Here is a 12,661-nt window from a genome sequence, read left to right as displayed (position 1 = left end):
AAATAGTAGGGCTTTTCTTATTTCAAAAGCATAGGTTATTAATCCTAAACCTCTTTATATAACTGGCGTCCTTCGTTGTTATATTTCTTAGTCATCTCGGCCATGCCTTGGCGAATTTCCTCAGCAGTAGCTTCACCAACTTGTCCGACAAGCTCTGTATCTACCTCTTTGATTAAGTGACCAGCATCGGTTAAGTCACCCGTTTGCGGCGTTACTTTTTGGTTGACAGCATCTTTATCTAGTCCTGCTGCATATTCACGCACGTTCTGAGTGATTTTCATTGAACAAAACTTAGGACCACACATGGAGCAAAAGTGTGCCGATTTGTGAGCGTCTTTTGGCAACGTCTCATCATGATATTCGCGTGCAGTATCAGGATCGAGCGCTAGATTGAACTGATCATCCCAGCGGAATTCGAAACGTGCTTTAGACAGTGCATTGTCACGTGCCTGTGCTCCTGGATGACCTTTAGCAAGGTCAGCAGCGTGTGCAGCGATTTTATAAGTAATAATGCCGTCTTTGACGTCTTTTTTATTTGGCAAGCCTAAGTGTTCTTTTGGCGTGACATAGCATAGCATCGCTGTACCAAACCAACCAATCATCGCAGCTCCGATGGCGCTAGTGATGTGGTCATAACCTGGGGCGATGTCTGTCGTTAATGGCCCTAAAGTATAGAAAGGCGCGTCAGCACATAGCTCAAGCTGCAAGTCCATGTTTTCTTTAATGCGGTTCATCGCGACGTGTCCAGGGCCTTCGATCATTACCTGTACATCGTGCTCCCATGCTACTTTTGTTAATTCACCAAGCGTACGTAGCTCGCCAAACTGCGCTTCATCATTGGCATCTTGCAAGCAACCAGGGCGTAGGCCATCACCTAGACTAAATGCCACATCGTACTGTTTCATAATCTCACAGATGTCTTCAAAATGCGTGTATAAAAAGCTTTCTTTGTGATGGGCTAGACACCACTGCGCCATAATAGAGCCGCCGCGTGAGACGATACCTGTCAGACGTTTTGCGGTGAGCGGTACATAGCGTAATAGTACGCCGGCGTGAATAGTAAAGTAATCGACGCCTTGCTCTGCTTGCTCAATCAACGTATCACGGAATATCTCCCATGTTAGGTCTTCTGCGACGCCATCGACTTTTTCTAATGCTTGATAAATCGGTACCGTACCAATCGGCACAGGAGAGTTACGGATTAGCCATTCACGGGTTTCATGGATGTGATTACCCGTTGATAAATCCATAATAGTATCCGCACCCCAACGTGTTGCCCACGTCATTTTGGATACTTCTTCATCGATAGATGAACCTAACGCTGAGTTACCGATATTGGCATTGATTTTCACCAAGAAATTGCGCCCGATGATCATTGGCTCAGATTCAGGGTGGTTGATGTTGTTTGGGATAATTGCGCGTCCAGCCGCCACTTCATCACGAACAAACTCAGGGGTAATGATTTGAGGAGTATTGGCACCGAAGCTTTCGCCATCGTGTTGACGCATATCGGTCAGTTCATGCTGCTTTTGCGTTTCGCGTATGGCGATATATTCCATTTCAGGAGTGATGATGCCACGGCGCGCATAGTACATTTGCGTGACGTTCTGTCCTGCTTTGGCGCAACGCGGTTTATCAATATGAGCAAATCTAAGATTGGCAGTGCTGATATCGCGGGCACGCGCTTGTCCGTATGAGCTAGATAGGCCGCTTAATTGCTCGGTATCACCGCGTTCTGCGATCCAGTTCTCACGCAGTTTTGGCAATCCACGTGTGAGGTCGATATCGACATTAGGATCGGTATATACACCTGAGGTGTCATACACATAAAACGGTGGATTATGCTCACCGTCTTTATCTCCAGTGCCACCAACAGGCGTATCAGCCAAGCTGATTTCACGCATCGGTACTTGGATGTCAGGTCTTGAGCCTTCGATATAGACTTTTCGTGAAGCAGGTAAGATACGGTGCAAATCGCGCGCATCTTCTTCGAAACGGGCATCGCTTGCGGCACGGTGAGCAGGGGTTTTTAACGCATCTGCTTTTTTATCTGCTTTGACGTTAGTCGTGTCAGCAGCATTTGAAGCAAGCGTTGAGTTGTCGGCTGGGTTATGCGTTTGGGCTTTCGGTGCAATTGAGGTGGTGTCTGCAGTAGTCATATGCTGTCCTAGCGTGTTGGTTTTTGAATAAAATCAACACCGCCAGTATCTGCGGGGGTAGGCATCCATCATCTAGACAAGTTTATATCATGAACCCACAACTTCGACCAAAAATATCGTCGCGCATGGTGGTCATCAAATATTGGACGCAGCTTTATATCCTCTCTTCTTATCTGGCTATGCATCACGCATATTAAGACAGTAGTGACGATAAAAATGTATTTCTACGCGCCCTTTGTCATAAATAACAAAGTGCTTAAGACTTCCCTGCGTCGGTACTAACCGCATCAGGTTCGGCGGGTGATCTCTCAGCGAATGTATCAAGGCGACTACTTTAATAAAGCAAGTTTAATAAAGTGAGCCAAAAATACACCGCACCCCGAGTCTGTCAGTGTTGTAAATCAGCCTTCATACTAACAAAATTCTGTACCAACGGCTAATAGTATTTGGATACAGATATTCTGTGTCACACATACTATTCAATATCTACGTGAATAATTTTTTGAATGTTGATAGATGAGCATGCTTAGTATTACTAAGTTGTAGACAAATTATTCAAATATTATGTAAAGCGAATGAAGGATTCTAGAAGTTGTCATTAAACTGTCATAAAGATTTGGCAAGATAACACGCATATCACAAGCAATGCTTTTTTATACCGTTGTTAAACTTCAGGAGTCCTACATGCGTTATTCGTTATTAGCAGTGGCCGTCAGTTGTACATTAATGCTTACGGCGTGTAATAAGTCAACAGATACGGCGGAGCCAACTGCTGATACTAGCAGTAGCGCTGTGACAACAGCTGAAACAACCTCTCAGACAGCATCTTCTGCTACGTCAGATTTTAAATCTGCTGAAAATATCGCTATGAATATCACAGGTGCAGGTGCGTCGTTCCCGCAGCCTATCTATGCGAAATGGTCATATGACTACAATGCTGCGACCGGCGGCCAAGTCAACTATCAGTCGATTGGCTCATCTGGTGGTATCAAACAAATCCAGTCAAAAACAGTAGACTTTGGTGCTTCTGATGCACCGATGACGCCTGAAGAGTTAGATGAAGCAGGTTTGATTCAGTTCCCAACAGTCATCGGTGGTGTTGTACCAATCGTCAACATCGACGGTGTTGAGCCTGGTGCACTGAAGCTAGACGGCACAACGTTGGCTGATATCTATTTGGGTAAAATCAGTAACTGGAATGACCCTGCGATTAAGGCGATGAACCCAGATTTGACCTTACCAGATGCCGCAATCACAACAGTATTCCGCTCAGACGGTTCAGGTACGACGTTTAACTTTACTGACTATCTTGCCAAGGTTTCACCAGACTGGAAAGACACCGTTGGCGTTGATAAAACTGTCAAGTGGCCGACCTCTGCTACTGGTGCAGGTGGTAAAGGTAACGAAGGCGTTTCAAGCTACGTAAACCGCATGAAAAACTCTATCGGTTATGTTGAGTATGCTTATGCTAAGCAAAATAAGATGTCACATACTGCGCTGAAAAACGCAGCTGGTAACATCGTACAGCCATCTGCTGAGACGTTTGCTGCAGCAGGTGATATCGATTGGTCACAACAAGAAGGCTTTTATAAAGTCATCACTAACTCTGAAACTGACCAAGCATGGCCTATCGCTGCTGCGACCTTTATCTTGGTACATAAGCAACCAGAAAATCCTCAGCAAGTCGCTGGCGTGTTGAACTTCTTTGACTGGGCTTATACCCAAGGTGATGACAGCGCCATGGAACTAGACTACGTACCATTCTCTGACACGGCAGTGGCCTTGTTCAAAGAGAAGTGGAACGAAGTAAAAGGTAGCGATGGACAGCCTGTCTACAAGCCAGCTCAGTAATTTGTTTCTGCTAAATACGATCTAGCAACTGACAAGTTATCCTCTCGAATAACTATTCTCCGGTAGTTGTTTGAGGGGTTTTAACACAGCAAATTTGATGAATACATCTCGATAGATATAGTTACTCATACCATTTAAGTTTGTTGTGTTAAGACCTGATATACATCTTTTTAATATTTCGACTCATTCCATTCAATGCTGAGACACTTATGACAGACTTAAGGTCCCAACTGGCTAAACAAAAACGTTACGACGCTTTATTTGTGAATTCTACTAAAGCGTTTGCCATACTCGTCCTCCTATCTTTAGGGGGTATTTTGGTGTCTCTAATTGTTGGAGCATGGCCGAGTATTCAAGAGTTTGGTTTGGGATTTTATACCAGCAATAACTGGGATACAGTCGCCAATGAATACGGTGCATTAGCGCCTATTTACGGCACCTTAGTCACTTCATTTATCGCCATTGTTATCGCGGTTCCAGTCAGTTTCGGTATTGCGATATTTTTAACCGAGATGTGCCCTAAGTTCCTCAAAAAACCACTTGGTATCGCCATTGAGTTGTTGGCTGGTATCCCATCTATCATTTATGGTATGTGGGGATTGTTCGTATTTGCGCCATTTTTTGGTGATCACATTCAGCCATGGTTCATTGAGCACGTCGGCCCTTTGCCTATTATCGGTAAACTGTTTGTAGGTGCGCCTATGGGACTGGGTATGTTTACCGCCTCCCTAGTACTTGCCATTATGATCATACCGTTCATCGCTGCCACCATGCGTGATGTCTTTTCTGTTGTACCAGACTTACTGAAAGAGTCAGCATATGGTATGGGCGCGACGACTTGGGAAGTCATGTTCAAAATTATCCTGCCTTATACTAAAGCTGGTGTCGTTGGTGGTGTGATTTTGGGTCTTGGTCGAGCATTGGGTGAGACGATGGCAGTTACCTTTTTGATTGGTAATGCGTTTAATATCAGTCCAAGCCTATTCACTTCTGGCGTGACGATTACCTCGGCCTTGGCCAATGAGTTTGCTGAAGCGTCTAGTGAGCTACATCTTGCGTCTTTACTACATCTAGGCTTAATCTTATTTGTCATCACCTTCATTGTCCTGTCTTTAGCAAAACTGATGCTCATGCGCATGGATCACAAAGCAGGTAACCGATAAGTCTGTTACCGATTTATTGAACCTTGATAGATATTGATAAAAGATATGGGAAATAAATATTATGCCTGCTAACAATGCGATCAATGCACCACTACCTACTAAGCCAAACGGCGCTACCCGCTACAATCAAAGCCTTTATAACAAGCGTCGTTTGACCAACAAGTTAGGTCTAGGCTTTGCCATGTCAGCAATGGTTTTTGGCCTGTTTTGGTTGTCATGGATTTTGGTGACTTTGTTTGTTGAAGGCTTCCAAGGCATGGTGCAGCTACCAATCTTTACCGCCGATACGCCGCCACCGATGAGTGCAGGCGGTTTACGCAATGCTATCGTTGGTTCGGTCATGTTAGCGTTTTCAGGCTTGTTTATCGGTGCACCTATTGGTCTTATGACAGGTATTTATTTATCTGAGTTTTCTAAAGGCAGTATGCTTGGCAAGGTCACTCGCTTTTTAAATGATATTCTATTGTCAGCGCCCTCAATTGTCATCGGTCTATTTATCTATGCACTGATGGTAAAAGGTCAAAGTTTCTCTGGTTGGGCAGGCGCGTTGGCATTGGCATTGATTGTTATTCCGGTGGTCGTGCGTACGACAGAAAACATGCTGAATCTGGTACCTAATAGTCTACGCGAAGCGGCCTATGCGCTAGGTACCCCTAAATGGAAGCTGGTCACTCAGGTCACTGTGAAAGCTGCGCGCGCGGGACTGACCACAGGTGTGCTATTGGCTTTTGCTCGAATCACTGGTGAGACAGCACCGTTACTATTTACCGCACTTAACAATCAATACTTCAGTACAGATATGGGTCAGCCTATTGCTAACTTACCCAATACCATTTACCAGTTTGCGATGAGTCCTTATGACAACTGGCATACATTGGCTTGGGCGGCAGCACTACTTATTACTGCGTCTGTCCTAGTGTTGAATATTTTGGCAAGATTTATCGGTGGTAGAGGTCAGCCTAAATAAGGGCTGAGAGCAGACCAGACTGTAGTACGCTACACGCTAAGCAATTACTTAAACTTATATGAAATTAATTGAGCTAGGTTGAAATATTATGAATGATGTCCTAAGCAACGTCCGTACGAACACGACTGCTGACAACTTTAATACGGCAACAGGCAGCCTATTAAATAGACCCATGTCTACTAGCGCCCAAGCTCAGCAACCAAACACTGCTGATTTTAATAAACAAACGATTCAAGATATTCCCAAGAACATGCCTGCTGCAAAAATGGAAGTTCGAGATCTAAACTTCTATTACGATGATTTTCAGGCATTAAAAAACATCAATATCGATATCGCGGATAAAAAAGTGACCGCTTTTATTGGTCCTTCAGGTTGTGGCAAGTCTACGCTACTACGTACCTTTAACCGCATGTACGATCTATATCCAGGTATGCGTGCAGAGGGCAACATCAACCTAGATGGCAAAAACATCTTGGGTAAAGACATAGATGTGAACTTACTGCGTGCACAAGTTGGTATGGTTTTTCAGAAGCCAACGCCGTTCCCGATGTCAATCTATGACAATGTCGCCTTTGGCGTACGACTATATGAAAAATTAAGTAAAGACGAGCTAGATCATCGCGTCGAGTGGGCACTGAAAAAATCAGCGCTATGGCCAGAAGTGAAAGACAAGCTAAAAGCATCAGGACTGTCGTTATCAGGTGGCCAGCAGCAGCGTCTGTGTATCGCACGTAGTGTGGCGACCAAGCCTGAAGTGCTGTTGCTTGATGAACCTACATCAGCCCTGGATCCTATTTCGACGGGTGCTATCGAAGATTTGATCGAAGATCTGAAAAACGACTATACCATCGCTATCGTCACTCACAATATGCAGCAAGCAGCACGCGTATCTGATTATACCGTCTATATGTATCTAGGCGATATGATTGAGATGGGTGAGACCGATCAGATATTCACCAAACCTACCCAAACCGCGACAGAAGACTATATTACAGGTCGTTATGGCTAACATTGATTGAGATTGAAATCGGTACAAGCAGACAAAGCTGATTTGCATGTCATAAGCCGACTTTCTAACTTCACAGGCACACCGCGCTATTAAAATATAGATTCTAGGGAATACCTCTCATGCAAAGTGATAAGCATATCTCCAAAAGTTTTGACCAAGATCTTGATGAAGCCATCCGTTTATTTTTATATATGGGTGATAGCGCGGCTAACCAAGTGGCCAAAGCCATTCACGCTCTGATCGATAAAGACGAAACGCTGGCGCAAGAAGTCATCGATATGGACTTCGATATCAATCGAATGGAGGTCGAACTCGACGAACACATTTTATTATTGGTCGCCAAGCGCCAGCCAGCAGCCAGTGATTTGCGCTTAGTCATGTCGATCAGTAAAGGTGTGGTTGATTTGGAACGTATCGGCGATGAAGCGGTAAAAATTGCGCGAATGGCCAGTAAAATTGCGGCAGAAGGTAAATCAGCATACGGTTACGCTGAAGTTCAGCATCTGAGCAATCAAGTTCGTCTGATGCTAAACAACTCGCTAGAAGCTTTTAGTCAGTCGAATGCGGAGCAAGCGTTTGAAGTGATGCGTAATGACAGCGCGGTCAATACCGAATATCAGTCAGCCATTCGTGCTTTGATGACCTATATTATGGAAGACTCGCGCCACGTATCAAAAGTCATCAATATCATGTGGATATTACGATCGCTTGAGCGTATCGGTGACCATGCACAAAATGTCGCAGAGTTAGTGATTAACTATATCAGTGGGCAAGACGTACGTCATTCAGACTATGCCATGGTCGAAAAAGCGGTACAAGAAGCCAATGATCGCTTAGCTGCTCGTCAAGTTAGTACATTGTCAGCCAATGAACTTGAAACGTCAGATAGTGATGAAGGCTGATAAGAAAGGCATTGATTTTCACCTTATAATAAAAAACGCGCTATATTAAGCGCGTTTTTTATAACTACTAAATGTAGCTATAAGAAAGCCAGTAAATACTAACTTTCTGGTGTCCAACCCTGTGCGCGCTCATAGTCTTCATTGTCTAAGAACTTATCACGCTGCTCTGTTAAAAACTTTTTAGCAGCTGGATCCATCATGCTTAGATGATTCTCATTAATAAGCATCGTTTGGTGCTCAAGCCACTCTTTCCACGCCTTTTCAGATACGGTCTCTTGTAGCTCTTGACCTTTTTTATTAGGGAAGGGTGGATGCGGCATTTTCGGTAAATCTTGCTTATATTTACGGCAAAACACAGTATTTGCTTGAGGGTTAAATGTCTCAGTCATCAGGCATTCCTTATTCATTATATTAAGTGGTTAAATCAAATATCATATGAGTCTATGATAACGGTCTTGGTAGATTTAGCAAAGGGTACTAATGTATATCGTCAAGCCTCTATCTATTTGTTATAAAGTCTTTGGTAGTTGGTGTATGACAATATTATCTACATTCAGCCTTTTTATTTAGATTTTCAAAGCTAGTGATATTTTGAAAATGACATTGGCTAAACCGGTAAAGGTCATAGGACAAATAAAAACACCCGCATAAGTAGCGGGTGTTAAATTTAAATTAACAAGTTGGCTGTTATTTGCAAATTAATGATTAAGCAAAGGCTTTTAAGCGAGCACGGCCATTGACCACCGCTTGCTTAACTTGGTTTGGCGCAGTGCCACCTAAATGGTCACGAGCTGCTAATGAGCCTTCTAGCGTTAGATAGTCGAAGACATCTTCACCGATAGCATCGCTAAATTGCTGTAGCTGTGCCAATGATAAATCACTTAGATCAACACCTTCTTTGATGCCTAAAGCAACAGCGTTACCAACCACTTCATGGGCATCACGGAATGCTACGCCTTGACGTACTAGGTAATCTGCCAAGTCAGTTGCAGTTGCATAGCCTTTCATCGTAGCAGCACGCATGGCATCGACGTTTGGCGTGATATTTGGTAGCATATCAGCAAACGCTAATAGCGAACCTGTCAACGTATCAACGCAATCAAACAAAGGCTCTTTGTCTTCTTGGTTGTCTTTGTTGTAGGCGAGCGGCTGGCTCTTCATTAGGCTAAGCAAAGTCATCAACTGACCAAAGACACGTGCCGCTTTACCGCGTACCAACTCAGGTACGTCAGGATTTTTCTTTTGCGGCATGATTGATGAGCCTGTACAGAAGCGATCTGGTATCTGCACAAAATTAAACTGCGCTGACATCCAAAGAATAATCTCTTCGCTCATACGCGACATATGCATCATCAGGATAGAAGCCGCTGAAGTAAACTCAATCGCAAAGTCACGGTCTGAAACAGCATCGAGTGAGTTTTGACAGATACCTTCAAAACCTAACAATTCAGCAGTAATGGTACGATCGATTGGGAAAGTCGTACCAGCAAGCGCTGCGCTACCAAGTGGCATCTGATTGATACGGCGACGTGCATCGACAAGACGCTCAGTATCGCGATACAACATCTCAAACCAAGCCATCACGTGATGCCCAAAGCTAACAGGCTGTGCTGTTTGCAAATGAGTAAAGCCTGGCATGATAGTATCAGTATGTTGCTCAGCCAAATCAAGTAAACCACTTTGCAAACGTACTAATAACTCAATAATATTATCAGTCTCTTCGCGCAACCATAGGCGAATGTCTGTGGCTACCTGATCGTTACGGCTACGACCAGTGTGTAGCTTTTTACCAACGGCGCCTATAATGTCAGTCAAACGTGACTCGACGTTCATATGCACGTCTTCCAGAGCGATCGACCAGTTAAACTCACCTGCTTCAATCTCGCGCAATACTTGCTGCAGGCCATCGATAATAGTGGCAACTTCATCAGCAGTTAAAATGTCACATTCTTTTAGCATCGTTGCATGCGCAATCGAGCCTTGAATATCGTGACGAGCAAAGCGTTGGTCAAAGCCCACAGAAGCAGTAAAAGCAGCAACGAAGCTATCTGTCGCTTCACTGAAGCGTCCGCCCCACATTTGTTGACCTTGGCTACTAGCAGGCGCAGTCTGCGTTCTGGTACTTGTTATAGAAGCATCTGTGCTAAAATCAGAGTCAGATGAACTTTTACTTGATTCAGGATTACTAGGTTTTGAAGAATTGGCGTTCATATCGGTACAAGACAAGTCAAAAGAATAAGAACTCGAGTATAGCAAATGATGAGGTTGCCTTACTAGCTACACGCTTAGAGTTTTTTATTCCTAAACTCATGGAAATCATGAGGCCTTGGCAGTGGCTGACATATATCTTTTTTTGGTCCTTGTTCCTAACGGTAATGGAGCGCCATAGTCTAGCCACTTGGTCCGATTTCATGATTCAGTTTGTACGTAGCTTTACTCAAAACACTCTGACGGTTATTCCCTCACTGTATTTAGTTGACTATCTACGCCCTGCCTTCAAAAATGCCAGTATTCTTAGCGTAAGTATGCGAATAGTACTGTTACTGATGTTTGCTGCTGCAGTTTCGATGGCGTTGGTAACGTTATCTATGATTAATTTCGGTTGGCTAACATATGATAGTCGCACGTTTGTATTGAATATTGTGCTCAATACAGTGTTGGCGGGCGGTTTTACCACTGTATTTTTATTATATTTTTTGCGTAGCTACCGTGAGCTTAATGCGCTTAAGTTGTCCTTTGAATATAAATTGACTGCGCAAAACGACCTAATAAAAGCCCGTACGGCCCCGCACTTTTTCTTTAATACTATCAATACTCTCGTATCTCTGATTGAATCGAACCCGCCCAAAGCCGCTGATTTATTACAGCACGTTTCTGCATTGTTCCGTGCTAGTTTTAGTGGTACACGTGAGATTAGCTTTGAAGAAGAGGTTGACCTTTGTGAGCATTATTTGGCAATCGAATCTAGTCGTCTAGCAGATAAGCTCGAAGTCAATTGGAAGTTGCCTGAAGAAGATATCATGTACGACATGGTTATCACTGCGCTAACGCTACAAAGCGTGCTAGAGAAAATACTGCTCAATGTGGTAGAGATGACCACAGAAACTATCTGCATTAATATCGAAGTCACGTGGGAACAACACCGAGTTAAAATTATGATTGATGTTGCGCTTCCCAAAAAGACACTAATAATCAATCATGACTTGCGCCAACATATGAATTTCTATATTCAAGCTGATCGTTTGCGCGCATATTTTGGACAAAGTGCTGATATCCAAAGCTCGGTAGCCAGTACTCAAATTATCACCATTATCGACTATCCTCTACAAGATGTTGGCTTGTAACTTACTGTTATTTATTAACTTTCTCTCTTTTTTTAATTATTAAAAGCCTATTTGGCATACTTATTGCAATATCGTGTACAGGTATCATAGTTTGTGTTTGATAAATAATAATTACGAGTCAGTAATATCATAACTACCGTGAAACACAATTACACCATATAAAATCTACCTATAGCAGGAGTATATTGTCCGCTATAAAAACTGGTAGTTTTCGTCAGAATTTTATTAAATAATTTAGATTTTATATTCTAAGTGATTGATAATGAGTGCTAATATAGCCGTAATATTATTGAAAAAAATATTAAGTATGTCCTTGGATGGGAGTTTGCATGCGTATCGTAGTTTGTGATGATGAGCCCCTAGCGCGTGAGCGCTTGGTGAGAATTGTACAGGAGTCAGGCCATGAGGTAGTTGCTCAGGCCACAACAGGTGCAGAAGCCATCGTCGCTGTAAAAACCCAGCAGCCAGATATTATATTATTAGATATCCGAATGCCTGAAATGGACGGAGTGCGCTGTGCTCAAGAGCTTGCCAAACTTGAGCATCCACCAGCGATTATCTTTGTGACGGCATACGACCATTATGCGATCGCAGCGTTAAAAGCCAATGCAATTGGCTATTTGCTGAAACCTGCAAACAAAGATGAGCTACTAGAGGCATTAAACAAAGCAAAGAACTTAAATGCTGCTCAACTAAATGAAATTCGCAAGCTTGAAGACCCGACAGCACGTCCGATACGTGAACATATCGCTGCTCGTACGCATCGCGGTGTTGAACTGATTAAGCTAAAGGATATCTACTATTTTGCCGCAGATCAAAAATACGTCAAAGTGCGTCACAAAGACGGCATGGTATTGATTGATGAAACGCTAAAAGAGTTAGAGCAAGAGTTTGATGATCGTCTGTTCCGAGTACATCGCAATGCCATCATCAACCTTAGTTATTTGGACTTTCTAGAAACTTTGGATGCAGGCCAGTATCAGATACGTTTTAAAGGTATTGATGAGACGCTAGCGGTCAGTCGTCGTCACTTACCTGCCTTACGTGATAAAATCCAAAGTATGTAATAGGCTGTCCTGATAGCGACCAATCATTCCATATCATCAAACCCTTATTTATGCTTAAATAGGGGTATTTTTTTGCGTCAGCATCTACTATTAATCATTTGAGTCGCCTATGCTTTGGCAAATTTGCCCTATCGAGTAATATCGATATTATTCAGTATAAATATGAACAGTACTGACATAGGGACTATAGCCATTATAG

The 12,661-nt window shown here is 43.2% G+C and carries 10 protein-coding genes and 1 riboswitch; of the genes, 7 read left to right on the top strand and 3 right to left on the bottom strand.

Annotation, left to right across the window (positions count from 1 at the left end):
- Positions 1–44: 44 nt before the first annotated feature.
- Positions 45–2,159: a phosphomethylpyrimidine synthase ThiC gene (thiC, locus tag ACI2IW_RS07465; protein WP_404693219.1), complete on the bottom strand. Its 2,115-nt coding sequence runs from the start codon at positions 2,157–2,159 to the stop codon at positions 45–47.
- A 247-nt stretch (positions 2,160–2,406) separates the two neighbouring features.
- Positions 2,407–2,551: riboswitch (TPP riboswitch) on the bottom strand.
- A 292-nt stretch (positions 2,552–2,843) separates the two neighbouring features.
- Between thiC and pstS the strand changes: the two genes are divergently transcribed.
- The 5 genes from pstS to phoU all read left to right on the top strand — a co-directional run bounded on the left by pstS (position 2,844) and on the right by phoU (position 8,051).
- The gene (pstS, locus tag ACI2IW_RS07460; protein WP_101211185.1) at positions 2,844–4,010 is read left to right on the top strand and encodes a phosphate ABC transporter substrate-binding protein PstS; all 1,167 of its coding nucleotides are present in this window, start codon (positions 2,844–2,846) and stop codon (positions 4,008–4,010) included.
- Positions 4,011–4,219: 209 nt separating this feature from the next.
- Positions 4,220–5,173 (top strand): phosphate ABC transporter permease subunit PstC, encoded by a 954-nt coding sequence (gene pstC / locus ACI2IW_RS07455; protein WP_404693218.1) that lies wholly within the window; start codon positions 4,220–4,222, stop codon positions 5,171–5,173.
- Positions 5,174–5,234: 61 nt separating this feature from the next.
- The gene (gene pstA, locus ACI2IW_RS07450) at positions 5,235–6,140 is read left to right on the top strand and encodes a phosphate ABC transporter permease PstA (protein ID WP_102078265.1); all 906 of its coding nucleotides are present in this window, start codon (positions 5,235–5,237) and stop codon (positions 6,138–6,140) included.
- Positions 6,141–6,312: 172 nt separating this feature from the next.
- Complete coding sequence (gene pstB / locus ACI2IW_RS07445) at positions 6,313–7,149, top strand: phosphate ABC transporter ATP-binding protein PstB (protein WP_101204716.1); 837 nt, start codon at positions 6,313–6,315, stop codon at positions 7,147–7,149.
- A 119-nt stretch (positions 7,150–7,268) separates the two neighbouring features.
- The gene (phoU, locus tag ACI2IW_RS07440; RefSeq protein WP_057757817.1) at positions 7,269–8,051 is read left to right on the top strand and encodes a phosphate signaling complex protein PhoU; all 783 of its coding nucleotides are present in this window, start codon (positions 7,269–7,271) and stop codon (positions 8,049–8,051) included.
- A 98-nt stretch (positions 8,052–8,149) separates the two neighbouring features.
- On the opposite strand, the gene ACI2IW_RS07435 is transcribed toward phoU, so the two are convergent.
- Together ACI2IW_RS07435 and argH are read right to left on the bottom strand one after the other, a co-directional pair.
- Positions 8,150–8,440 (bottom strand): oxidative damage protection protein, encoded by a 291-nt coding sequence (locus ACI2IW_RS07435; protein ID WP_057757820.1) that lies wholly within the window; start codon positions 8,438–8,440, stop codon positions 8,150–8,152.
- A 316-nt stretch (positions 8,441–8,756) separates the two neighbouring features.
- On the bottom strand, positions 8,757–10,130 hold the full coding sequence (gene argH, locus ACI2IW_RS07430) for an argininosuccinate lyase (protein WP_201571919.1): 1,374 nt from the start codon (positions 10,128–10,130) through the stop codon (positions 8,757–8,759).
- A gap of 332 nt (positions 10,131–10,462) precedes the next feature.
- Between argH and ACI2IW_RS07425 the strand changes: the two genes are divergently transcribed.
- Both ACI2IW_RS07425 and ACI2IW_RS07420 read left to right on the top strand, forming a co-directional pair.
- Positions 10,463–11,395, top strand: a complete 933-nt coding sequence (locus ACI2IW_RS07425) for a histidine kinase (protein ID WP_404693217.1) — start codon at positions 10,463–10,465, stop codon at positions 11,393–11,395.
- Positions 11,396–11,724: 329 nt separating this feature from the next.
- Positions 11,725–12,462: a LytTR family DNA-binding domain-containing protein gene (locus ACI2IW_RS07420; RefSeq protein WP_102078269.1), complete on the top strand. Its 738-nt coding sequence runs from the start codon at positions 11,725–11,727 to the stop codon at positions 12,460–12,462.
- Positions 12,463–12,661 lie beyond the last annotated feature (199 nt).

Origin of the sequence: Psychrobacter sp. NPDC078501 (assembly GCF_044900935.1) — a bacterium.
GTDB lineage: Bacteria > Pseudomonadota > Gammaproteobacteria > Pseudomonadales > Moraxellaceae > Psychrobacter.
The sequence above is the reverse complement of the archived record's forward strand: the minus strand, read 5'-3'. Positions and strand labels throughout refer to the sequence as shown.